We start from the raw sequence: 23,298 nt of genomic DNA on the forward strand, positions 1-23,298 counted from the left end.
GCTGACCTTTTCCCGACAACCCTGTCGATCAGTCAGCAGCACTGGGCAATTTACTGCTTGGCTGGCGCATCGGTGCGCATCGACAGCGCAATCCGTTCGGCCGTACCGATAGGGATTTCACCCACAACGGTCACCATCATTTCGCCGTCGGGTGTGGTCAGGCGCCGAGAAACCGCGACGGTCGGGCCCAACTGCGTGCGAGTATCGGTGACGACTGCGCCGTTGAGTGGCTCGAGGAACACCGAAAAGCGCGCCAAGCCATCGTCATACATCAGGCTACTGACTGGGGCCTTGGTTTCCGGATCCTTGTGGGCGCTGCTGCTGGTCAGCTCGAACCCCGGTGGCAGCCAATCCGAGTGCCAGGCCTGAGCCGCCTTCACTGCTGTCGCCTTATCGTTGCCTAGCACCACCGGCTTGCAGTCGGCACTGGCTTGCAGCTCATCGTCCGACGGCACATCGCGGGTATCCAGCCGGGTGAACTGGAATCGCTCCAGCAACTGGCCTTTTTCGTTGAGCAACAGGGACTTCAGAGGCAGACCGGTTTCCCGATCCAGATGCAGTTCGAATCCATAACGATGCTGGTCACGAGGTGTCAGCGCGACGATAACTGCCGGTCGCCCAGCCACACGCGACTTGCCGATGACGGCAAGGTCGTACCAACTCTTGAGTTTTTGCGGATCGAGGGCACGCTTTGCCGAGTCGGGAGTGGCTCCCAGACCTGCTACCAGAGTACCGCTGACGCATTGCGTACTGCCGTCAATGCGCACGACCTCCTGGGCCGAGCCGTCAAGCTGCAGCAAACGCTCGCGGACTTTGCCGTCCTCGACGCGATGCCAGATGTTATGGGTAGAAAAACTACCGTTACGCTCGTAGACGAAAGTGCCCTGAAAGCTTTGCTGCTGCTCGGCCTGGCTCAGACGGTTCAACCAATCCTGAGCCTCATCAGCTTGGGCTGGTACAACGAACCAGCCGCTCAGCAACAGCGTAAGTAGAGGTATGGCGCGCATGATCCCCCTTAACGGTTTTCCAGGCTCGCTGCACGAGCGTAAGGCAGTGCACTTTCAGTGCCTTTGAGTGCAGCTTCTTGAGCGTGTTGGCGCAGATAGCCTGGCAGACGCTGATCGTGCCAACCTGGCTGACCTTGCAAGACACCATTGGCCATCGGACCTGTGGCTTGCGAACTCTCATTGTAGCCTGCCAAAACGGCTGGGCCTTTTACTTGAGGAACGGCCAGACCTGGTTGAGTAGATTGCTGGGCCAATTCGACACCGGCGATCTCATCCTGGTTGTACAAACGTACACCCGCCAACACAGCCACAGTCACCGAGGCAGCAACGGCCAGACGACCCAGGCTACGCCAAGGGCCACGGCTCACTTTCGCCGGTGCGGCTTCATCCGCCAGGGCCTGGGATACGGCCGAAGCCAGATCCAGACGCGGGATCAGCAAGTCCTTGTGCATCACCGCCCGAGCGATCTGATAACGCGCCCAGGTTTCGCGGGTTTCAACATCGTCAAAGGCATTTAATACCCGACGCAATTCCAGTTCGTCCGCTTCGTTATCCATCACTGCGGACAGCGATTCCTGCAGGGCTTCACGACTCATGGCGGTTCCTCTCTTGGCTGACGCCGCTGTCTCAGCTTTCCTGCAACAACGGTTGCAGGGCCTTATCGATGGCTTCCCGAGCGCGGAAAATCCGGGAGCGCACGGTACCCACCGGACATTGCATGACGCTCGCAATGTCCTCGTAACTCAGACCATCAAACTCACGTAAAGTTAGCGCCGTACGTAAATCTTCTGGCAATTGCTGGATGGTTCGATGAACAGTGCCTTCGATCTCATCGCGCAACAATGCACGCTCTGGTGATTCGAGGTCCTTGAGGCCGTGATCGCCGTCGTAGAACTCCGCATCCTCGGAACTGACATCGCTATCCGGCGGCCGGCGGCCGCGTGAAACCAGATAGTTCTTCGCCGTGTTAATGGCGATGCGGTAGAGCCACGTATAAAACGCGCTGTCGCCGCGAAAATTTCCAAGTGCTCGATAGGCCTTGATAAAGGCTTCCTGGGCAACATCCTGGGCTTCATGGGTGTCGTGCACAAAACGCACGATCAACCCGAGAATTTTGTGCTGGTATTTCAGCACGAGCAGATCGAAAGCACGCTTGTCGCCGCGCTGAACGCGTTCGACCAGTTGCTGATCCTCTTCCTGGGTTAGCATGAACACTCCTCGATAAGCTCGGAGGAGGCTTGCAAAACTAATTGATCAGGCTTGCAAACATAGACTCGGGCTTTTCGCAAAAGTTCTCCCCCTCCAAGCAAGTTTCCTGCGCGCTCTGATTTGGCACACACGAAAAACGCAGCACCGGCTGGGCCGGCTGCGCGAATAATCCTGTTGTCGAGTCCAGACGCAGTGAGCGGAACACAGATCCCTGCGTGAAACCGACGCTGACCCTCGTTTCAGGCAACCTTCTATTGAGTTTGGGCGCTTGGCAAAAGTTCCCAAACTTTATAGCCGGAAGAAACCATTACCGTACAAACCGGGGCGAAAAAGCGCTATTTGTCGGCGAAAACGCCACCTCCAGCGCGATTCATGAGGTAATTCCCCCTACAGCAGGGTCAGACCTCTCCGTCACAGTAGTTTCACATTGCCACGAAGGCTCGGCTATTGTGCCGATCCACCCCTCTATATACTAGTGCGCTGTGTGGCTGTCTCGACTCGCCGATTCAGGTGTCTTGCGCCAACCCCGTCCCGGGTCGCTTTGAGCGGAATCCTGAAATGAGCCAACAGTTTCAACACGATGTTCTGGTGATTGGCAGCGGCGCTGCCGGTTTGAGTCTGGCCCTGACACTGCCTGATCATTTGCGCATTGCCGTACTGAGCAAGGGCAACCTGGCCAACGGTTCGACTTACTGGGCCCAGGGCGGCGTCGCTGCCGTGCTGGATGACACTGACACCATTGAATCCCACGTCGATGACACCCTCAATGCTGGCGGTGGCTTGTGCCACGAAGATGCGGTGCGGTTTACCGTCGAGCATAGCCGCGAGGCCATTCAATGGCTCATCGATCAAGGCGTGCCCTTTACCCGCGACGAACAGTCCGGCACAGAGGACGGCGGCTTCGAGTTCCACCTGACCCGCGAAGGTGGCCACAGCCATCGGCGCATCATCCATGCCGCCGACGCCACCGGCGCGGCCATCTTCAATACCTTGCTGGCACAAGCACGGCAGCGTCCAAACATCGAACTGCTGGAGCAAAGGGTCGCCGTCGACCTGATCACCGAAAAACGCCTGGGCCTGGATGGCGATCGGTGCCTCGGCGCCTACGTGCTCAATCGCGACTCCGGCGAAGTCGACACCTACGGCGCACGCTTCGTGATCCTTGCCTCCGGTGGTGCTGCCAAGGTCTACCTCTATACCAGCAACCCCGACGGAGCCTGCGGCGATGGCATCGCCATGGCCTGGCGCTCGGGCTGCCGGGTTGCCAACCTGGAGTTCAACCAGTTCCATCCCACGTGCCTCTATCACCCGCAAGCCAAGAGTTTCCTGGTGACCGAAGCCCTGCGTGGCGAAGGTGCGCATCTCAAGCTGCCGAACGGCGAGCGCTTCATGCAACGCTTCGACCCACGGGCCGAACTGGCGCCGCGCGACATCGTTGCCCGCGCCATCGACCACGAGATGAAGCGGCTGGGCATCGACTGCGTCTACCTGGACATCAGCCACAAGCCCGAAGCCTTCATCAAGGCGCACTTCCCGACTGTCTATGAGCGCTGCCTCGAGTTCTCCATCGACATCACCAAACAACCGATCCCGGTGGTACCCGCTGCGCATTACACCTGCGGCGGCGTCATGGTCGACCAGCAGGGTCGCACCGACGTGCCCGGCCTCTATGCGATTGGCGAGACCAGCTTCACCGGTCTGCACGGCGCCAATCGCATGGCCAGCAATTCGCTGCTGGAATGCTTCGTTTACGCGCGCTCGGCGGCGACCGACATCCTTGAGCAACTGCCCCATGTGGCGATCCCCAACGCGCTGCCGGCCTGGGATGCGAGCCAGGTGACCGACTCGGATGAAGACGTGATCATCGCGCACAACTGGGACGAATTGCGGCGGTTCATGTGGGACTACGTCGGCATCGTGCGCACCAACAAGCGCTTGCAGCGCGCCGAGCATCGGGTGCGTCTGCTGCTGGACGAGATCGATGAGTTCTACAGCAACTATAAAGTGAGTAGAGACCTGATTGAATTGAGGAACCTTGCTCAGGTAGCTGAACTGATGATCCGGTCAGCGATGGAACGCAAGGAATCTCGGGGTCTGCACTACACGCTGGACTATCCAGAGATGCTGCCAGAGGCGAAGGATACGATCCTTACCCCGACCAGATGAGGCACGTTAGGAGCCCTGAGCGTAGCACGCTGAGGACCCGTTTTGTAACAGCTTTGGGCCATCTTTGTCCCATCGCTGGGGTCCTTATCGCCTGCCCGTGAGAACCTGAGCGAGGCCATACGGGGGAAACTGAGCCTGTAGAAGCAATGAGGTGGTCACTCCCAAATTTTCTGTATTTTCTCGTTAAGGTCTCTTGAGGTGCCCGTACAGCCACAAGGCCAGATGGACAGCCACACAGACCAGATAGGCAGCCTGTAAGGTGTCCATTGGGGTTCTCCTTTATATAGTGGTGGACTCAGAATTCCGGGGATGATGCCTTGAGGTTCTCCTTGAGTCGGGCCTTGGCATCCCGCTGAGCTTTGTCCTTACGGGCTTTCACTTCGGCCACTCTGAGGTTCACCGCTTCAGCATTCTTGCGGAGCCAGTCCAGACCACGAGGCTTTACCCGCCAGCCTTCACGGTTGCCAAAGTCAGATGAGACCTTCACAAAGGCACCCACCTCGAAGCCCTGCTTGTGTGGTCGAGGTGAGCCCTCACGGGCTCCGAAGTTGTCGACGGGGTACACAAAGTTGCCCAATGTGACCAGAGCCTCAAGCGCGAGGCGTGATTGTTGGATACCAGCGACACGGCAAGCCTCAGTCCACGTCAGACCAGCGCCTCGGGCTTTCATGTCGAGGGTCGAAGCCTTGGGCATGTTGGCATCTAAGAGAGTCTTAGCGGATCTCAATTCGCCCACAGCATTGTTACGCATAGCGACGAAGGCACCAGCGACCATTAGATAGAAGTCAGTCGAGACCCACATGGCATAGGCGATTGTTCCCAGCTCATCAGCAAAGGTCCCGCTACCATCCAAGCTCCGCAAATTTCCGGAGGTTCGTAGCTCTACGGAGACCGCGTTACGCCACTCAGACGGCGACTTACGGTCTGGTAGATTGAGCCCCTTATGGATCTCGTTGAGATGCCACATACGTTCGTCATTGGCTGAGAAGGTTTGACCCATCAGGGAAACAGGGATAGGGGTATTGGTCACGTTCATTGTCTTGTTCCTCTTGTTTGCTCCCTCAAGTTCGCTCCCACGGTCCAGCGCAGAGACCCGACAAAGGTTCTGGACGGTGGCATGAAGAAGCAAACAGGAAGACTCTACGAATTGGTGATTGCCCAGCGACGGGCGATAGGGAGAGTTCGGCTTTTCGGAACTCTCTCAGGTGAAGCGATGCCCCTGCCGATCCCTCTCAGGGTCGGCCTTACAGGGCTTCTAAGGGATTCCCTTAGGTCAGTTCAAGGTGATGCGGGTGATCATCGGGAAGGCCACAGCCTCAGTCTGGAAACCATCGGTGGTCAGCTTTACCTTGACCTTTCCGTTAGCCACGATGTCCACCTGAGCCATGATCTCAACGTCCCATGCTTGATGAGCAGCATTACGGGTCGCTTGGATCTTCCAGATGTCGCCGTTACGGCCTTCACGGTAACTCAGGCTGGTGAACATCTTAGGCAGCAGGAACATACCGTAGTCGGTGCCAGTGTAAGGCTGCACTGAGGCGCCGATGAGGTCTTGGAGGTCACCCTTGCCAGCTCGCTGAGCAGCTCGCTCAAGCACGGCAACCAGAGACACTGGCAACAGGACCACAAAGTCCGCCAGTGAGGTGCCCACGGTCTGATTGATGTTCATCGTCAAGATGTCGATGAGGTCATCTGCGATCTCTACAGGCTTGCCAGTAGGCTTGGTCTCAGAGACGACCTCGGTGCTCGGAGCGGTCGAGAGGATGCCAGCGATCTCGCCACTGGCGCCATACTCAATATCGCGCAGCAGCTTCTCAGCGGTCTGGTCCAAGGCCTGCTCAGTGAAGCCAGCAATCAAGGTGTGGTCGAGAATGGTGTGGCGGTAGCTGATCAGCAGAGCGGTGTCGGTAGGCTCAGTGATGATCACAGACCCGGCCAAGACGGGGCCCTTAGAGATGGTCTGGTTGTCCCAGTTCTTACGAGGGTCGAAGGTGACAGTGCGCTCAGCCATGGTGATGATCTGCTGACCAGTGGCCTCAGTACCAGCCGGACGGAACTCGCAAGGGGTTCTCTCAGCAGCCGCTTGGCGCCATTCGTCACCATTGAGGTACTCATCGAGACCCTCAGTCAGGGCTTCCACGTATACGGACACGTCGGTGGCTCCCAAGTCCTCATGGCGGATGTCACCGGTAGAGAATTGGATAGTGCTACCGTTCTCGTAGGCCGATGAGGCGTGCTTTACGGTGTCTTTGGTTGGTGCGATGTATTGGTTATGCAGTTTCATGGGAATGGTTCTCCTGAATTGGATGATTGAATGATGTTGAGAGAGGTGGTCTTTAAGGTCCCTTGAGGGCTTACCAACCAGAGTTACGGGCCCGGGCAGCTAAGACCTTGGAACCCTGCTCATAGATGGCAGCAGCACGGGCTACCCTGTCGGCCTTCGCTTGGGCCAGCTCACGGGGCGACCATTCACGTAGACGCTCAGCATGGGCATCGACTTCGCGTTGGGCTTGCTCGCGCTTCGCCTGCTCCTCTCGCTTGGTCTCGAAGTAAGTCAGAGCGTCCTCTTGGATGGCCTTAAGGGACAGACCAGCCTCATCGAAGGCTTTGATCACAGCGAACTTGGAGGTGTTGTTGCGACCACATTGGGCCATCAGCAAGGGCAACATGACGTTCTCTACATACTCACGGGCCAGGGTCTGACCGGACACGGTTACTTCATTCTTCAGGACTTTGGTGATAGTGATTTTCATGGGTTTGGATCTCCTGTGAGGTGACCCTTTGATCGACCTTGGCGCCATAGACGCGCACGACAAGACGGCAAGGAGGGAGCCGCATGGGCATCTTCCAAGGTCGATCAAAAGGTTCTTGGTTTGGGTTTGTGGCTAATGCTGGATCAGGACATGGCAAGCCTGAGAGGCATCGAAGGACAACCGTGGCGACGGTCGGGTATTGCTGGTGAGGGTCCACTACAGGAATCTTTTAGGATTCTCTGAGGGTCTCCCAATAGTGAGGGGTTTTAAAGGTTACCTTGACGGGCACCTTAAAGCCTGAGCGAGATTGGCTCAGTTCCCGTCAAGGGAATCCTCAAGGGCACCGAAGCGATGGCTTGAAGGCATACACCTTGGGCGACCAGATGGGTTACCCGTTCGGCAGTCTTTGCGGAGCACTTCAAGGCGACCTCACGGAGCATGGTGTTCTTGTCGAAGGTGACGATCCCAGACTCATAGGTCCTAAAGGATGCGTTTCGCTTATTGAGGACACAACGAAGCTCAATCAGTTGAGGTCGTGAAGGTGGAGGGAAGACAAGAGACAAAGTGGTCAGGTCGTCCTCAGTGAGCAGGGAGGTAGCTGGGCAGGCGATGAGATCGGTCATAAAGTTCTCCTTGGCGATGTACTTTGAGATTCCTTTCGATGAGGGTTGTAATTAACAAACGCCCTCTTCCTATGAGTCTGGTCGATGGGCCTCAATGAGAAACTTGAAGTAGCCCTTTTATATGTATAGGCAGATTCAAGGGCCCACAGTGGCTATGGTCTCCAGCCATGTGTTGGTTGCAGTTTCGGAACCTTGACCTTATTCCACGCTGCCAATGCCGATCCAGTCGCCTATATAAGACTGCCGACTCATCAGGTCCCCACGCCAGCCATACCACGGATGCACAGCCACCTTGGTGGGCAGCGTCTTCCCTTGTCGGATCACACGGATTAAGCCAGCGCGGGTCAAGTCCCCGATTTCTCGCTTGGTCCCGATGTCCGCCAGCTTGCCGAACCAAATGTTCCGACCAGCCAGTCCCAGGAGGATCTGCCGGAATACCTTAACGGCGCCCGCTGTGATCTCTCCTGTTTCGAGTAGGTCCAGTAGCTTGTCAGCCTCGACGGTCAAGTTGTTGGTCCACTGGTCATGAACAGAAAGGATCTCAAGGAGCTCCTCAGAGGTGCGGGCAGCGATTGGGAACCGGCATTGCTTGCCCACATCGGTGGTGATGGTGTGCTTCTTTATGTGGACCTTTTGGGTCGCAAGGATTTCACCTGAGCGGATGTCAAACGTCAGTTCATGCCCAGTTTGGGTGTCGAGGGTTGTCTTGATTGTGTTTTGAACGGTAGTCATTGGCTGGCCTCCTATCGCCTGATCAACAAGCGGGGTGCCTGTCGCAATAGTGAGGGTTTTTAAGTCACCTCTGGGTAACCTCTGGGTTCAACAGCCGCGCCTTGAGTTCATCCATGAGGCCCATTGCGATAGGGTTGGTGGACTGCTTAGCATCATACTTGCCGGTCTTGCGGATGGTCGGGACCACCTCGTCTGCAATCCAAGTACGGAATGCTTCGGCTGCCTGAGAGTCACCCCGCATGAGCATCCGGTAGACCCAGCCCTCAGAGGCCAGCCACGAGTTGGATTGAATCACCTGACTTGGCGGTTGTCCGGGGACGCGGTTGTGTGCGTTAGACGAGCCTTGGACTGAATCCAAGACTCTCAAGGCGTCCCGCCATTGAAGCGCCCAGTTACCTTAGGGTTCTTGCTGCGATAGACGGAGACGGCATTGCTTGGGTCTTTTAAATCGCTGTAGCGTGCCACTTGTGTAGCCACAAACAACAGGTCGTGTTCAGGGTGACCTACCAGAACGTCCAACTTACAGGCTTTTACCTTCTGCTTTCTTAATATTATTATCCGCCACAGCGCAAATAAATTCAGCAACACTGGAAGCGACACTTCCACTCCCATACATAAAATCATTATCAAATTGATATTCGCCGTCGACACCTAAGCTTACAAGCTTCCCCATTTTCTTGCTGCAATCCGCAGCCGACACATACCACTTGTACAACGCTATATCAGAAGTCTTTGAATTAACCACTCTCCCTGCGATGACCGCAACGGAAACTTTATTTCTATTTGTAGAGAACTCAAATGAGCCGGGCTTTGCTTCCCATTTTAAACCATCCTTGGTTTCATCAAGACTTATCCAACTTGGCCCCGCAGAAGCCGAGAAACTGAGGATCAGGGAGATAGCACTCACCAATCCGATTGACCCCTTACGCATCTGAAATCTCCTTAAGACACGATAGAACAGTATCATTAAGACATCACTCTGGCGACCAGTGAGAACGTCTTCACGAGCGCCTCAGCCATACGCCCCACCTCAACGGCACTCCCAGCTCCATAAAGGTCATAACTGATCGACCCCGAAGCGTGCCCCAAGATTGACTCAGCGGTCCCTACAGGCACCTCAGCGGCCTTCAAAGCGCCAGCCAGTGAGTGCCGTAATGAATGGAAGGTTTGGGTCCTATCAGCCTTCAGATCCAAGACATCCCTGAGCATTCCATTGAGCAATACAGAGAACTGACCGCCGCCCAACGTGAACAACCGAGAGTCTGCCTTTTCGACAAACTCAAGGAACGCCTGAAGATCAAACCCATGACCCCCATCGGTCAACGGAATGACCCTCAAAGCGTTCTTGGTCTTCGCTGTCTTACCATCATTCCTATTGATGTCGATCACCCAAACACCCCCGACTCGCTTAACGTCCGCCTTGGTGAGCTGCCTCAGTTCCTCGATACGAGTCCCAGCGATGACCCCAAGGGACAGCGCCCAACGTTGCCATGCATCCACTGGAAGGGTCTCAGCGTGAGCCATTAAGGCTTTGACTTGATCCTGAGAGAACGCCTCACGGGAGCTTTCAGCGCCTTTGGTTGGCTTGAGACCATCCGTGAGAGCCTTGCTGAGATAGTCGTTGTTCACTGCCCACTTCATCACCGTTGATAGAGTGGTCAGGATCTTCCCCACCGTCAAAGGCTTGCGCCCTTCAAGGAGCTTGGCCCGAAGGTTCTTCATGTCCTCCCGAGTGTGGGTCTTGAGGTCCAAGCCACCGAGGATCTCAGCGATGGTCTTACAGGACGACCTCACGTCTCGTATGGTCCCTTCCCCCGCATGCTCCTTATGCTCATCCATGTAGAGCCCTGAGAGGGTCTTGAAGGTCAGAGGCTCAGACGGTAATACAGATAGGGACGGAGACAGAGCTACAGACGTGCTACAACCCTCACTCTTGAGGTCCCTCATGATCTCGACCAGCTTCCCCGGACGACCCTCCAAGCGCTCTTGAGCGGCCTCAAGGATCTCCAATGCCTTGCTCACAGCCCGTTGCTGATTGACTGTGAGCGGTAGCTTGGCGCTGGCCTCACGAAGGGCAACATGCTGCTCATCATGGATCATCTCGTAGGCAATCAATGAGCCATCCCCATGAGCCATCGTCAGGCAGCTCTCAGCGATGTCCTCAAGGCGCCCTCTCAGCTCATCCCAAGTGGCCTCAGGGTTGTCGAAGTGGAAAGCCTTGAGGGTCTGAAGGATGTCTTGGGAGATGGTCATAGCGGTGGCCTTGTCGGTGGTCCTGAGCGATAGCGTGAAGAAGCCCTTAGCGGTCCCTTGAGGGCGAAGGCGAAGGTAATAGCGACCAGACCGGCGATAGTGGTACGGCTTGGCGAGGGCAGTTTGTAACAGGTTTGTCCCAGTTTGGGAGCGCTGGTTGATGGTCATCGGCTGAAACCCCTGTATCCATTGGGTTTAGCCTCATCTATGCGAGTTCTACAGCAACTATAAGGTCAGTCGCGACTTGATTGAGTTGCGCAACCTGGCGCAAGTGGCCGAACTGATGATTCGTTCAGCCATGGCCCGAAAGGAAAGCCGCGGCCTGCATTACACGCTGGACTACCCGAATATGTTGCCGCAAGCACTGGACACTATTCTGGTGCCGCCCACCTACGCCGACTGAACTTGAGCCGCACGCGCAGGCGCCGATGAACATCCGGCGCCAGTGCGTCGCGGGGCACGCAGATTGAGCGCACGCGGCGCTGGCCATGCAGGCGAAACCGCAGCACCACGATCAAGGGCAATGCCAGGCTGTCAGGACGCAATTGCACAGCCTGCCACCCGTCCACTGCATTCCACAGATGCCAACCCAGGGCATCGCGGCGCAAGCCACAGAACGCGCGAGGATGGCTCAAACGTATTCGTCGCGGCACGACCCAGGCAGCATGCGCCAGGCACGACAAAGCACCCGCAAGGCTGGCCCAGAGGGGAATATCAAGTAGAAATAACGACCCCAGCGCGAACAGCTGGGCAAGCAGATACGCCGCCAGCAACTGCCCTGAGGCATGCCAGCGGCATTCGAAACTACTTGGGCTGGACACGATCCAGAATCATCCGGACCATACGCTGCAGCTCGGGATCTTCGGACTCGGAGCGTTCCATGAACCAGCCGAACATGTCCTGATCCTCGCACTCCAGCAGCCTGACGTAGCAAGCGCGATCAACCTCGTTCAGCTGCGAGTAAACCTCTTTGACAAAGGGCACCAGCAGCACGTCAAGCTCAAGCATGCCGCGGCGGCTGTGCCAGTAGAGGCGATTCAGTTCAACATCTTCGACCATGGAGCGCTCCTCAAATAGAGCGCAAGTATACAGCCCAGGCCTGGGTAGAACAGTCGGCTTTGGTCGGGCACCGCGATCCTTTTGTGAACTACCCATTTCAACAGCGCACCCTTATGATGTCCCCCAGACTTTTTACCCTGCGATGACCCATGGCTGATTCCGCTTTTTTCTGCACCTTGTCCCACGAAGGCGTGCTCGCCGTCCGCGGCTCCGATGCCAGCAAGTTTCTGCAGGGACAATTGACCTGCAACCTCAACTACCTGAGCGACACCCAGGCCAGTCTGGGCGCCCGCTGCACCCAGAAAGGTCGCATGCAATCGAGCTTTCGCATCCTGCTGGAAGGCGACGGGGTGTTGCTGGCCATGGCCAGCGAGCTGCTCGAGCCGCAACTGGCGGACCTGAAAAAATACGCGGTGTTTTCCAAGTCCAAACTGACGGATGAAAGCGCGGCCTGGGTGCGTTTCGGTCTGGTCAACGCCGATGCAGCGCTGGCCAGCCTCGGCTTTGAGCTGCCGGAAAGCACCGATGCAGTGGCCCGCCATGCCGGCCTGATCGCCATTCGCGTGTCGCCGGGGCGCAGTGAACTGTGGGCCGCCGCCGATCAGGCGCAGGAACTGGGCGCAAAACTTTCGGCCAGCCTCGCACAAGGTACGCTCAACGACTGGCTGCTCGGTCAGATCCGTGCCGGTATCGGCCAGGTCATGCCGCAAACCCGCGAACTGTTCATTCCGCAGATGCTTAATCTGCAGGCCGTGGGTGGCGTCAGCTTCAAGAAAGGCTGCTACACCGGCCAGGAAATCGTCGCCCGCATGCAGTACCTGGGCAAACTCAAACGCCGTTTGTACCGCCTGCAATTACCGGCTGGCGAACTGCCCGAGCCCGGCACTGCACTGTTTTCCCCGACCCATGCCAGTTCCATTGGCGAGGTGGTGATTGCCGCCCGCGCCGAGACCGGCATTGAATTGCTCGCGGTACTGCAAGCCGAGGCCGCCGAAAGCGGCGACCTGCACCTGGGCACGCTCGAAGGCCCGGCTCTGCAATTGCTCGACCTGCCCTACCAACTGGATCGCGATCGCGAGATCCAGCGTTAATCCGCAGTACTTTTGTTGCAACACCTAGAGAAACGAAATGAGCAAGCTGGCGGAAAAGGTCCAACAGGATTTGGTTGAGGCCATCGATAACGATGACCTGGTTCTGCCAACGTTACCGGAAGTGGCCCTGCAGATTCGCCGGGCCGCCGAAGACCCGGACATCAGCGTCACCACCCTGAGCAAAGTCATCGGTCGCGACACCGCGCTATCGGCGCGCCTGATCAAAGTGGTCAACAGCCCGCTGTTGCGCTCGACCCAGGAAGTCACCGACCTGCACACCGCGATCACGCGGCTGGGCATCAACTACAGCAGCAACCTGGCGATCGGGCTGGTGATGGAACAGATATTCCACGCCCGCTCCGACGTCGTCGGTCAAAAAATGCGCGATGTCTGGCGCAAGAGCCAGGAAGTGGCCGGTATCAGTTATGCACTGTGCCGCAGCCACACCCAACTCAAGCCCGACCAGGCAGCCCTCGCCGGGCTGGTACACCAGATTGGCGTGCTGCCGATCCTCACCTACGCCGAAGACCACAACGAACTGTTGTCGGACCCGGTTTGCCTCAACCACGTGATCGAGTGCATCCATCCGCTGCTGGGCGACAAACTGCTGCACGTTTGGGAGTTTCCGGAGATGCTGGTCAATATGCCGGGCCAGTACCTGGACCTGCAGCGCCAGAACGAATTCGTCGACTACGTGGACCTGGTGCAAGTGGCCACCGTCCACAGCCATCAGGGCAGCTACCACCCGCTGGGACAGATCGACCTGTCGACGCTGCCGGCGTTCAAGCGTCTGGGCATAAGCCCCGACAAGCCGATCACCTGCGCCGAACTGGAAGACTCGCGTTCGATGTTTTATTGAGCGGGAAAATATCCGCTGGTCGCAGTAAAAAAATCTGTAATGGCCAAAGCCCCATAAACGCTGGCTTCTGCCCGCATTGGCCGACTTGGTGGGCTACTTAGCCGCACCACAAACCTGAAAAAACACCTATAATGCGGCGGCAAATGGGGCCTGTAACACCTCCTTACATCAGGAGGTAAGCTGTACTGGAGCCTGCGTCGGAACCGACCCAGTTGCCTCCGCGACAAGCGGCTACAGCGCACCCGTACACAATTCTGTTTTTTGCGTGCAGTTTTACTGCAACAAAACGATTCCTTTAGATCCAACGCGGCCAACCGACCGTGTGAATAACCGACCATCAGAGTTTTCACACGGGCGATTGGCCCTCACGCAGGAGACGACACGTCATGCTGAGCTGGGACGAATTCGATAAAGAAGACGGCGAAGTTGTCGCCAAAGGTGCCAATGCTGGCCACGCAACCGAAGCCAACATGGACCGCCTCGACAGCGCCGGTGGTGCTGCCGCACTCGAAGCGCGCGCGGTAACCGCTACCGACTCGGCCGCGATCATTCGCGCCAAGGCCGCCCTCGACAAACTCGATATCGCCGAAGGCCTGGCTGAACTGGAAGGCGCCTCCGCCCGCGTTGCGGTCGACGAAAAGCGCATGATCAACTGCCGCGCCGACCTCAACCAACTCGTCCCGTTCAAATATGACTGGGCTTGGCAGAAGTACCTGGACGGCTGCGCAAACCACTGGATGCCGCAAGAAGTCAACATGACCGCCGACATCGCCCTCTGGAAAAATCCGGAAGGCCTGACCGACGACGAGCGCCGCATCGTAATGCGCAACCTGGGCTTCTTCTCCACCGCCGACTCCCTGGTTGCCAACAACCTGGTCCTGGCCGTGTACCGCCTGATCACCAACCCGGAGTGCCGCCAGTACATCCTGCGCCAGGCCTTCGAAGAGGCGATCCACACCCACGCCTACCAGTACTGCATCGAATCGCTGGCCATGGATGAAGGCGAAATCTTCAACATGTACCACGAGATCCCATCGGTCGCGAAAAAAGCCACCTGGGGCCTGAAATACACCCGTTCGATCTCCGATCCGAAGTTCGAAACCGGCACCGTCGAAACCGACAAAGAACTGCTGCGCAACCTGATCGCCTACTACTGCGTTCTGGAAGGCATCTTCTTCTACTGCGGCTTCACCCAGATCCTGTCCATGGGCCGCCGCAACAAAATGACCGGCGTCGCCGAGCAGTTCCAGTACATCCTGCGCGACGAATCCATGCACCTGAACTTCGGCATCGACGTGATCAACCAGATCAAAATCGAAAACCCACACCTGTGGGACGCCGAAATGAAGGAAGAAGCCTCGCAAATGATCCTGCAAGGCACCCAACTGGAAATCGAATACGCCCGCGACACCATGCCGCGCGGCGTACTGGGCATGAACGCCGCGATGATGGAGGACTACCTCAAGTTCATCGCCAACCGTCGCCTGTCGCAGATCGGTTTGAAGGAAGAGTACCCAGGGACCACTAACCCGTTCCCTTGGATGAGCGAGATCATGGACTTGAAGAAAGAGAAGAATTTCTTTGAGACTCGGGTAATCGAATATCAAACGGGTGGTGCTTTGAGCTGGGATTGATTGCCTAGTTCATCCCGATTTGACGGTTAAACCTGAATCGTCAAAACGAAAAAAACAAAGCCCCGATCTGATCGGGGCTTTGTTTTTATTGGGAGGGATTGAACATTTTTCATCCCTACACCATAACGCTACAAGCCCTACGGCACTTACGGCAACCTCCGAATTGATGCACTTCCGATGCACCTCTAACCTCTATCGCAGGTGCCTAAGAAACGCCCAACGTAGAAAGCTTAGCCAATTGCAAAGACGCGCAATCACCCTCGGTGATTTATCGATCGACATGCAAAGGCTTTGTTCGTTGGAGTTTCTTAAGTCCAATCTACGTTGGGGGTCAGGCTCTCAAAAACCTATACGTAGAGCTAATGGATATGCCTGATTCCTTGCCTGTAACAGCCTTCACCCGCCACAACCTCCCCCTCCACGCCCTCCTCCTAGAAAACCAACCATGGTTCTGCGCCCGGGATATCGGCCGCTTGATGGGTTTCCATCTGAGCGAACGCATGGTCAACAAGCTCGACAAAGACCAACACCGCACACTGTGTATTGAGTATTACCGGCAACCGGAACAGCAGTTGATGCTCAGCGAGTCTGGTGTGTATGCGCTGTTGGTGTATCACTACGCACCCGCCAATCGGTTGCTGCGTGAGTGGATTACCCATCAAGTGGTCCCGGCCTTACGTGATGCGGAGCAGTCGGACAATACGGATCGGCCGCTGTTGAGTGTGTTGGATTGGCCGCAGATGTCGCTAAGTCTGCTGCATTGGCAGGATGAAGCTTGGATTCGGCTGCGCGACATGCCGTATCTATTGCTCGATCACACACAACAGCGAATGCCTGCATCGAAGCCTTGGTGGCAGAAGGTTGCGCGCGTGTTTCAGTCGTCTATGGGTTAGACGGCAGCTTGTAGGACCACTTGCGAGATTTCTCATTTCTTGATGTAGGAATTTTCGTAGACAGCCGTAGTGGCCACTCAGTATCGTCCGAGGGAATTTAACCCTCGGCGATTGTATGGATACTAAAAAGAGCAACAGCGATTGGACTGAGGTAGAAATTCAAGCTGCCGTCGATGCCTACCTCAACATGCTTTCTCGCGAGCAAGCTGGTCAGGCGATCAACAAGGCTCATGAAAATCGCGTCTTGCGCGAAGGCGCTTTGGCCGGTCGGACCAAAAGCTCTGTTGAGTTTCGGATGCAGAACATTTCCACCGTGTTGGAAGAACTCGGGCGTCGCCCCATTGAGGGCTACAAACCCGCCAAGAATGTCGGCCCCCGCGTTACCAAGATCATTCGTGAAGCCCTCAATGCTCCAGGCCCTATCACTCCCGAGGACTTGGTCCCGACAGCCGACGAGGCAACGCTGGAGCTGCGCGCTTTAAAGCTTGAGCGACGACCCATTGAAGTCGAGCCAAAGGGCATTGAGAAACCGGAGCAAACTCAGTCCAACGGTAAATCGTTCGTTCGCGATCCCGGAGTGAGGGCGTGGGTGCGCCAACAGGCTAAAGGTATATGCCAAGGCTGCGGCGAACCGGCTCCGTTTGAAAAGTCCGGCCAACCCTTTCTCGAGGTTCATCACGTTAGGCATTTGGCAAAGGACGGTTCCGATCGTCCGAGCAATGCGGTAGCGCTATGCCCGAACTGTCACCGACGTTGTCACTATTCCAGTGATCGGGATGCGTTCACCGCTTCGCTTTATCTTAAGGTGAAACGGTTAAGACCCGAGTAGTTGGCTTGAACCCCCCCACCCCAAATATGCAATGCTGCGCCCCACAAAAAGTCCGTCACTCGAAGGTCTAGCATGCAGTTCACCCATCTGTCCGTTGCACGCAAACTCAAGTTCTATCAGTTGATGGTGTTTGACCAGGTCCTTCAGAGTGGCTCCCTGCTGCGCGCTGCCCAGGCGTTGAGCCTGACTCAACCCGCCGTCACCAAGATCATTCACGAGCTGGAATCCTATTTCGACGCGCCCTTGCTGGTGCGGGGGAATCGGGGGGTCAGGGCTACGGCGTTGGGTGAGTTGGTGGCGCGGCGCAGCAAGTCGCTGCTGGCCGAGTTGCGTTCGTTGACCGACGAGGTGAATGCCTACCAGGAGGGCACTTCGGGGCAGGTGCTGGTGGGCACGCTGATTTCCGCCTCCAGTTCGCTGCTGCCGCGCGCCCTGCAATTGCTCAAGCAACGGGCGCCGAAGGTGCTGGTGTCACTGCGGGTCGGCCAGATGGATCAGTTGTTCCCGGCCCTGACCGTGGGCGAGGTCGACCTGGTGGTGGGGCGTGTCCCGGATGACTGGCGCTGGTATCACGAATCGTCTCAGTTGGCGGCGGAGGTGCTTTATGGTGAGGAGCTGGCCGTCGTTGCTGGCGCGAACCACCCGCTGGCGGGCCAGGACCCGGTCAAACTCGAGGCCTTGCTCGACTATCCCTGGGTGCTGCCGACCCGCGATTCGCTGCTGCGCCGCACCGTCGACAGTCTTTTCGACAACGCCGGATTAACCGCCCCCCCCAACGTGGTCGAGTCGTTGTCGATTCTCACCAACATCAGTCTGATGCAGGACCAGCAGACCATCGCGGTCATGCCCCTGGACGCCACCCGTCAATTCACCGGAGCCGGGCTGCTGGCCACCCTGGACCTGGGCGCCCATCTGCAGTTCGGCGACATCGGCTATTTCCATGCTCGCAACCGCGAACTGGGGCCGGCCGCACGGTTGTTCCGCGAGTGTCTGGAGCAGGCCGCTCAAGAGCAACATGGCGCACCGCAGGATTGAGCAATGACTATTCCAATCACTAATATCTGACAGCGATCATTTGATTACTCGCTAATAGAAAGACCCCATAGACTCCTCCGAAAATCCAAGAATCGGAGGTTACTGTGACCCATCCCCTGCCCCTGCTGCGCCATTTCGTGAACGGCGAGTTCGTTGCGACCGCCGCGACCTTTGACAAGGTTTCTCCCATCGACGGTCGAACCCTGGCCCGGGTCTGCAAGGCCGACGCAGCATTGGTGGACAGTGCGGTCACTGCGGCCAAAGCGGCTCAAGACGGTCCCTGGGCCGGCTACAGCGCCGATCAGCGGGCGGATGTGCTGGTGCGCATTGCCGATGGCATCGAGCGTCGCTTCGAGGAGTTCGTTGCCGCCGAGGTGGCCGATACCGGTCGCCCCGTCCAGCAGGCCCGGACCCTGGATATCGCCCGTGGCGTGCACAACTTCCGCACCTTCGCCGAACTGATTCGCCAAGCGGGCGGCGAGTATTACGAGATGCGCACCGCCGACGCCAGCGACGTCTTCAGCTACACCCTGCGCAAACCTCACGGCGTGGTCGCGATCATCTCACCGTGGAACCTGCCGATGCTGCTGCTGACCTGGAAGGTCGCGCCTGCGCTGGCGTGCGGCAACTCGGTGGTGGTCAAGCCGTCGGAAGAATCCCCCAGCACCGCCACCTTGCTGGCTGAAGTCATGCAGGAAGTCGGCGTGCCGGCCGGCGTGTTCAATCTGGTGCATGGATTGGGGCGCAACTCGGCCGGTGAATTCCTCACCCGTCACCCCGATGTCGATGCCATTACTTTCACCGGCGAGTCCCGCACCGGCGCCACCATCATGAAAGCGGCCGCCGAGGGCGTGCGCGAAGTGTCCTTCGAACTGGGGGGCAAGAACGCCGCCGTGGTCTTCGCCGACTGCGACTTCGACGCCGCCGTCGCAGGCGTGCTGCGCTCCAGCTTCACCAACTCCGGCCAGGTCTGCCTGTGCTCGGAACGGGTCTACGTCGAACGACCGATCTTCGAGCGCTTTGTTGCCGCCCTCAAGGAGGGCGCTGAAAAGCTCAAGATCGGCTACCCGGACGAGGACGGCGTGAACATGGGTTCGCTGATCTCCCACCAGCACCGCGACAAGGTGCTCGGCTACTTCGAACTGGCCCGCCGCGAGGGTGCGACGGTGGTCACCGGTGGCGGTGTGCCGCACTTCGGCGACGCCCGCGACAACGGTGCCTATGTGCAACCGACGATCTGGACCGGGCTGTCCGATGACGCCCACTGCGTGCGTGAGGAAGTTTTCGGTCCGGTCTGTCACGTCGCCCCGTTCGACCGCGACGATGAAGTGATCCGTCGCGTCAACGATTCCGCCTACGGCCTGGCCGCCGCCGTCTGGACCACCAACCTCAAGCGCGCGCACAAGGTGTCCGGCCAGTTGCGCGTCGGCATGGTCTGGGTCAACACCTGGTTCCTGCGTGACCTGCGCACCCCATTCGGTGGGGCACGACTCTCCGGCCTGGGCCGCGAGGGTGGCCGTCACTCACTGGACTTCTACTCCCAAGCCACCACCGTCTGCGTTAACGCCTGAGCAGGAGAATTCCTATGCATGCAGCCCTCCTCCAAGCCGCTGAAAGCCTGCGCCAGGCGCAACTGAGCGGCCAACCCTGCCCAGCGGTTCGCGAGTTGATCGCCGCCGCCCTGGCCGACCAGCCCGATGCCGACGCCATGGCTCTGGCCTACGCCGTGCAGCGCCATAACAATCAACTCGCGATAGCCGCCGGGCGCCGCCCGGTGGGGCGAAAAATCGGCCTGACCAGTCCGGCGGTGCAAGCTCAGTTGGGCGTCGACCAGCCCGACTTCGGCCTGCTGCTGGCCGACATGGCTCGTGGCGATGGCCAGCCAATCGACTGGGCGGACTGCGCCCAACCCAAGGTCGAGGCCGAGATCGCCCTGGTGCTGGAGCACGACCTACCCCACGAACGCCACACCGTGGCCGACCTCATCCGCGCCACCGCCTTTGCGCTGCCGGCGATTGAGATCGTCGGCAGCCGCATCGCCAATTGGGACATCCGGCTGGTGGACACCATCGCCGACAACGCTTCGTCCGGCCTGTTCGTGCTCGGTACTTGCCCCGTGCAGTTGGACCGCCTGGATCTGGTGCGCTGCGGCATGAGCATGACCCTGCGCGGTGATCCGGTATCGGTCGGTGCCGGTGCGGCCTGTCTGGGCAACCCGCTGAACGCCGCCGTCTGGCTCGCCGACACCATGGCCCGCCTCGGCGAGCCGCTGCGCGCCGGCGACATCCTGCTGACCGGCGCGCTCGGCCCGATGGTCGCAGCCCAGCCGGGCGATCACTTCACCGCCCATATCCAGGGCCTGGGCAGCGTCAGCGCCGCCTTTGCCAGCCGCAGTTGAGAGGAGTCCCCATGCGCAAACTCAAAGTCGCGATCATCGGCTCCGGCAACATCGGCACTGACCTGATGATCAAGGTGCTGCGCAATGCTCAGCACCTGGAAATGGGCGCCCTGGTCGGCATCGACCCGGCGTCGGACGGCCTGGCCCGCGCCGCACGCCTGGGCGTGGCCACTACTCACGAAGGCATCGAGGGCTTGACCCGGCTGCCGGTTTTCAACGAGATCGACATCGTCTTCGATGCCACCAGCGCCAACGCCCATGTAAAGAACGACGCCTTGTTGCGAAGCCACAAGCCGAACCTGCGCCTGATTGACCTGACCCCGGCCGCCATCGGTCCTTACTGCGTGCCGGTGGTCAATCTGGAGCAGCACCTGCAGGCGCTCAACGTCAACATGGTCACCTGTGGAGGCCAGGCAACCATCCCGATGGTGGCGGCCGTGTCGCGGGTGGCCAAGGTGCATTACGCCGAGATCGTCGCCTCCATCGCCAGCAAATCCGCCGGCCCTGGCACCCGCGCCAACATTGACGAATTCACCGAAACCACCAGCAAGGCCATCGAAGTCATAGGCGGCGCCACCAAGGGCAAGGCGATCATCGTCATGAACCCGGCTGAACCGCCGCTGATGATGCGCGACACTGTGTTCGTGCTGTCCGAGGCCGCCGATCAGGCGCGCATCGAGGCCAGCGTGGAGGAAATGGCCGTCGCCGTGCAGGCCTACGTGCCGGGCTACCGTCTGAAGCAAAAGGTGCAGTTCGACCTGATCCCCGAGTCGGCGCCACTGAACATCCCCGGCCATGGCCGCTTCAGCGGATTGAAGACCTCGATTTTCCTCGAGGTGGAAGGCGCCGCCCATTACCTGCCGGCCTACGCCGGCAACCTCGACATCATGACCTCCGCCGCGCTGGCCACCGCCGAGCGCATGGCGCAATCGCTGCTGAACGCCTGAGGAACGCCCCATGAACGGCAAGAAGCTGTATATCTCCGACGTCACCCTGCGTGATGGCAGCCATGCGATCCGTCACCAGTACAGCCTCGAACAGGTCCAGGCCATTGCCCGCGCCCTTGACCAGGCCCGCGTCGATTCCATCGAAGTGACCCACGGCGACGGCCTGCAAGGCTCGTCCTTCAACTACGGTTTCGGCGCCCACACCGACCTGGAATGGATCGAGGCGGCGGCCGACGTCATCGAGCACGCCCGCCTCACCGTGCTGTTGCTCCCCGGCATAGGCACCGTGCACGACCTGAAAGCCGCCTACGACGCCGGCGCGCGTTCGGTGCGGGTGGCCACCCACTGCACCGAAGCGGACGTTGCCCGGCAGCACATCGAATATGCCCGCACGCTGGGCATGGACACCGTCGGTTTCCTGATGATGAGCCACATGATCCCGGCCGAAGAACTGGCCCGGCAGGGACAACTGATGGAGCGCTACGGCGCGCAGTGCATCTACATGGCGGACTCCGGCGGCGCGATGAACATGGATGACATTCGCGACCGCATGCGCGCCTTCAAGGCCCTGCTCAAGCCCGACACCCAGACCGGCATGCACGCGCACCATAACCTGTCCCTCGGCGTGGCCAACTCGATCGTCGCCGTGCAGGAAGGTTGCGACCGCATCGACGCCAGCCTCGCCGGCATGGGCGCCGGCGCCGGTAATGCACCTCTCGAAGTGTTTATCGCCGCTGCGGATCGCCTGGGCTGGAACCACGGCACTGATCTGTACCGCCTGATGGACGCCGCCGACGACCTGGTGCGGCCGCTGCAAGACCGCCCGGTGCGGGTCGACCGCGAAACCCTCGGCCTCGGCTATGCCGGGGTCTATTCCAGCTTCCTGCGCCATGCCGAAGTGGCCGCTGCCAAATACGGCCTGAAGACCCTCGACATTCTCGTCGAACTGGGCAAGCGGCGGATGGTCGGCGGCCAGGAAGACATGATCGTTGACGTCGCCCTTGATCTGCTGGCCCAGCGCCCGGAGAACCGCCCATGAACACCGATATCGCCCGCATCGCCAGCGCACTCGACCAGGCCGCACGGCGTGCTCGACCGCTGGCCCAGTTCAGCCTCGAGACGCCTTTCTCGCTGGAAGACGCCTACCGCATCCAGCTCGGCGCCATGCAGCACCGTTACGACGACGGTGAACGCTGCATCGGCATCAAGCTGGGTTTCACCAGCCGCGCCAAGATGGTCCAGATGGGCGTCGACAGCTTGATCTGGGGCTGGCTTACCGATGCCATGCTGGAAGAGGACGGCGGCCTGGTCGACCTGTCGCGCTACATCCACCCACGCGCCGAACCGGAGGTGTGCTTCCTCACCCGCCGGGATATCGACCGCCCGTTGACCCTGCTGGAGGCGGCGGACTACGTGGAGGCCGTGGCACCGGCACTGGAAATCATCGACTCGCGCTACCAGGCCTTCAAGTTCAGCCTGGAGGACGTGGTGGCGGATAACTGTTCCTCCTCCGGCCTGACCGTCGGCCCCTGGTCGCGGGATTTTTCCGCGCTGGCCAACGCCGGCGTGGTGATGCGCCTGGACGGCCGCGCAGTGCAGGTCGGCTCCACTGCCGCGATCCTCGGCCAACCGCTGCGCAGCCTGGTGCAGGCCTCGCGTTTGTTGCACGACGCCGAACGGGTGTTGCCCGCCGGTAGCCTGGTGATGGCCGGAGCAGCTACCGCCGCCGAAGCATTGCGTCCGGGCATGCATGTCAGCGTCGAAATCCAGGGCCTGGGCGAAAGCAGCTTCAGTGTGCGCGCCTGAGCCG

Annotated in this window: 25 protein-coding genes and 1 pseudogene; 13 read left to right on the forward strand and 13 right to left on the reverse strand. The window is 59.0% G+C overall.

Annotation, left to right across the window (positions count from 1 at the left end; all coding sequences use genetic code 11):
- Nucleotides 1–50: 50 nt before the first annotated feature.
- The 3 genes from KW062_RS22420 to rpoE are packed head-to-tail and all read right to left on the reverse strand — an operon-like array spanning nucleotide 51 to nucleotide 2,216.
- Nucleotides 51–1,007, reverse strand: a complete 957-nt coding sequence (locus KW062_RS22420) for a MucB/RseB C-terminal domain-containing protein (RefSeq protein ID WP_105753826.1) — start codon at nucleotides 1,005–1,007, stop codon at nucleotides 51–53.
- An 8-nt stretch (nucleotides 1,008–1,015) separates the two neighbouring features.
- Nucleotides 1,016–1,603, reverse strand: coding sequence for a sigma-E factor negative regulatory protein (locus tag KW062_RS22425; RefSeq protein WP_027619939.1), 588 nt, complete (start codon nucleotides 1,601–1,603; stop codon nucleotides 1,016–1,018).
- Nucleotides 1,604–1,634: 31 nt separating this feature from the next.
- Nucleotides 1,635–2,216 (reverse strand): RNA polymerase sigma factor RpoE, encoded by a 582-nt coding sequence (gene rpoE, locus KW062_RS22430; protein WP_019692537.1) that lies wholly within the window; start codon nucleotides 2,214–2,216, stop codon nucleotides 1,635–1,637.
- Between the two features lie 558 nt (nucleotides 2,217–2,774).
- On the opposite strand from rpoE, the gene nadB reads away from it, so the two are divergent.
- Nucleotides 2,775–4,382, forward strand: a complete 1,608-nt coding sequence (gene nadB / locus KW062_RS22435) for an L-aspartate oxidase (protein ID WP_105753827.1) — start codon at nucleotides 2,775–2,777, stop codon at nucleotides 4,380–4,382.
- A gap of 295 nt (nucleotides 4,383–4,677) precedes the next feature.
- Here the strand turns inward: nadB and KW062_RS22440 are convergent, their stop codons facing one another.
- From KW062_RS22440 to KW062_RS22475, 8 genes are all read right to left on the reverse strand, one after another.
- Nucleotides 4,678–5,418 (reverse strand): hypothetical protein, encoded by a 741-nt coding sequence (locus KW062_RS22440; RefSeq protein ID WP_105753828.1) that lies wholly within the window; start codon nucleotides 5,416–5,418, stop codon nucleotides 4,678–4,680.
- Between the two features lie 237 nt (nucleotides 5,419–5,655).
- Nucleotides 5,656–6,666, reverse strand: coding sequence for a hypothetical protein (locus tag KW062_RS22445; RefSeq protein ID WP_105753829.1), 1,011 nt, complete (start codon nucleotides 6,664–6,666; stop codon nucleotides 5,656–5,658).
- Nucleotides 6,667–6,736: 70 nt separating this feature from the next.
- Nucleotides 6,737–7,135 carry a hypothetical protein gene (locus tag KW062_RS22450; RefSeq protein WP_105753830.1) on the reverse strand — a complete coding sequence of 133 codons (399 nt, stop codon included), beginning with the start codon at nucleotides 7,133–7,135 and terminating at the stop codon, nucleotides 6,737–6,739.
- 290 nt (nucleotides 7,136–7,425) lie between these two features.
- Nucleotides 7,426–7,758 carry a hypothetical protein gene (locus KW062_RS22455; RefSeq protein ID WP_105753831.1) on the reverse strand — a complete coding sequence of 111 codons (333 nt, stop codon included), beginning with the start codon at nucleotides 7,756–7,758 and terminating at the stop codon, nucleotides 7,426–7,428.
- Nucleotides 7,759–7,956: 198 nt separating this feature from the next.
- A complete protein-coding gene (locus tag KW062_RS22460; RefSeq protein WP_105753832.1) occupies nucleotides 7,957–8,490 on the reverse strand; it encodes a hypothetical protein in 534 nt (177 codons plus the stop codon).
- A 64-nt stretch (nucleotides 8,491–8,554) separates the two neighbouring features.
- Nucleotides 8,555–8,857 carry a BRO family protein gene (locus KW062_RS29325; protein ID WP_105753833.1) on the reverse strand — a complete coding sequence of 101 codons (303 nt, stop codon included), beginning with the start codon at nucleotides 8,855–8,857 and terminating at the stop codon, nucleotides 8,555–8,557.
- Between the two features lie 153 nt (nucleotides 8,858–9,010).
- The gene (locus KW062_RS22470; RefSeq protein ID WP_105753834.1) at nucleotides 9,011–9,421 is read right to left on the reverse strand and encodes a hypothetical protein; all 411 of its coding nucleotides are present in this window, start codon (nucleotides 9,419–9,421) and stop codon (nucleotides 9,011–9,013) included.
- A 35-nt stretch (nucleotides 9,422–9,456) separates the two neighbouring features.
- Complete coding sequence (locus KW062_RS22475) at nucleotides 9,457–10,911, reverse strand: tyrosine-type recombinase/integrase (protein ID WP_105753835.1); 1,455 nt, start codon at nucleotides 10,909–10,911, stop codon at nucleotides 9,457–9,459.
- Between the two features lie 43 nt (nucleotides 10,912–10,954).
- On the opposite strand from KW062_RS22475, the pseudogene KW062_RS22480 reads away from it, so the two are divergent.
- A pseudogene (locus KW062_RS22480) lies at nucleotides 10,955–11,146 on the forward strand (L-aspartate oxidase); the annotation flags it as partial.
- Here the strand turns inward: KW062_RS22480 and KW062_RS22485 are convergent.
- Complete coding sequence (locus KW062_RS22485; protein ID WP_081786392.1) at nucleotides 11,115–11,564, reverse strand: protein YgfX; 450 nt, start codon at nucleotides 11,562–11,564, stop codon at nucleotides 11,115–11,117. The pseudogene KW062_RS22480 and the gene KW062_RS22485 overlap by 32 nt on opposite strands.
- Nucleotides 11,548–11,802: an FAD assembly factor SdhE gene (locus tag KW062_RS22490; RefSeq protein WP_027619936.1), complete on the reverse strand. Its 255-nt coding sequence runs from the start codon at nucleotides 11,800–11,802 to the stop codon at nucleotides 11,548–11,550. Before KW062_RS22490 ends, KW062_RS22485 begins: the two co-directional genes overlap by 17 nt.
- A gap of 149 nt (nucleotides 11,803–11,951) precedes the next feature.
- Between KW062_RS22490 and ygfZ the strand changes: the two genes are divergently transcribed.
- The 11 genes from ygfZ to KW062_RS22545 all read left to right on the forward strand — a co-directional run bounded on the left by ygfZ (nucleotide 11,952) and on the right by KW062_RS22545 (nucleotide 23,294).
- Nucleotides 11,952–12,893, forward strand: a complete 942-nt coding sequence (ygfZ, locus tag KW062_RS22495; RefSeq protein ID WP_105753836.1) for a CAF17-like 4Fe-4S cluster assembly/insertion protein YgfZ — start codon at nucleotides 11,952–11,954, stop codon at nucleotides 12,891–12,893.
- A 37-nt stretch (nucleotides 12,894–12,930) separates the two neighbouring features.
- Nucleotides 12,931–13,752: an HDOD domain-containing protein gene (locus tag KW062_RS22500; protein WP_027619934.1), complete on the forward strand. Its 822-nt coding sequence runs from the start codon at nucleotides 12,931–12,933 to the stop codon at nucleotides 13,750–13,752.
- A 386-nt stretch (nucleotides 13,753–14,138) separates the two neighbouring features.
- Nucleotides 14,139–15,386: a ribonucleotide-diphosphate reductase subunit beta gene (locus KW062_RS22505; protein ID WP_027619933.1), complete on the forward strand. Its 1,248-nt coding sequence runs from the start codon at nucleotides 14,139–14,141 to the stop codon at nucleotides 15,384–15,386.
- 368 nt (nucleotides 15,387–15,754) lie between these two features.
- Entirely contained in the window at nucleotides 15,755–16,279 is a 525-nt protein-coding gene (locus tag KW062_RS22510) for a BRO-N domain-containing protein (RefSeq protein ID WP_105753837.1), read from the forward strand.
- A gap of 115 nt (nucleotides 16,280–16,394) precedes the next feature.
- The gene (locus KW062_RS22515; RefSeq protein WP_105753838.1) at nucleotides 16,395–17,108 is read left to right on the forward strand and encodes an HNH endonuclease; all 714 of its coding nucleotides are present in this window, start codon (nucleotides 16,395–16,397) and stop codon (nucleotides 17,106–17,108) included.
- A gap of 72 nt (nucleotides 17,109–17,180) precedes the next feature.
- Nucleotides 17,181–18,143, forward strand: coding sequence for a LysR substrate-binding domain-containing protein (locus tag KW062_RS22520; protein ID WP_105753839.1), 963 nt, complete (start codon nucleotides 17,181–17,183; stop codon nucleotides 18,141–18,143).
- A 104-nt stretch (nucleotides 18,144–18,247) separates the two neighbouring features.
- A complete protein-coding gene (locus KW062_RS22525; RefSeq protein ID WP_105753840.1) occupies nucleotides 18,248–19,714 on the forward strand; it encodes a 2-hydroxymuconic semialdehyde dehydrogenase in 1,467 nt (488 codons plus the stop codon).
- Between the two features lie 14 nt (nucleotides 19,715–19,728).
- Nucleotides 19,729–20,541 (forward strand): fumarylacetoacetate hydrolase family protein, encoded by an 813-nt coding sequence (locus tag KW062_RS22530; RefSeq protein ID WP_027619926.1) that lies wholly within the window; start codon nucleotides 19,729–19,731, stop codon nucleotides 20,539–20,541.
- An 11-nt stretch (nucleotides 20,542–20,552) separates the two neighbouring features.
- On the forward strand, nucleotides 20,553–21,488 hold the full coding sequence (locus tag KW062_RS22535) for an acetaldehyde dehydrogenase (acetylating) (RefSeq protein WP_105753841.1): 936 nt from the start codon (nucleotides 20,553–20,555) through the stop codon (nucleotides 21,486–21,488).
- Between the two features lie 10 nt (nucleotides 21,489–21,498).
- Nucleotides 21,499–22,527, forward strand: a complete 1,029-nt coding sequence (dmpG, locus tag KW062_RS22540) for a 4-hydroxy-2-oxovalerate aldolase (RefSeq protein ID WP_027619924.1) — start codon at nucleotides 21,499–21,501, stop codon at nucleotides 22,525–22,527.
- A complete protein-coding gene (locus KW062_RS22545) occupies nucleotides 22,524–23,294 on the forward strand; it encodes a 2-keto-4-pentenoate hydratase (RefSeq protein WP_027619923.1) in 771 nt (256 codons plus the stop codon). Before dmpG ends, KW062_RS22545 begins: the two co-directional genes overlap by 4 nt.
- Nucleotides 23,295–23,298 lie beyond the last annotated feature (4 nt).

The sequence above is a fragment of the Pseudomonas fluorescens genome (genome assembly GCF_019212185.1).
Taxonomy (GTDB): Bacteria; Pseudomonadota; Gammaproteobacteria; order Pseudomonadales; family Pseudomonadaceae; genus Aquipseudomonas.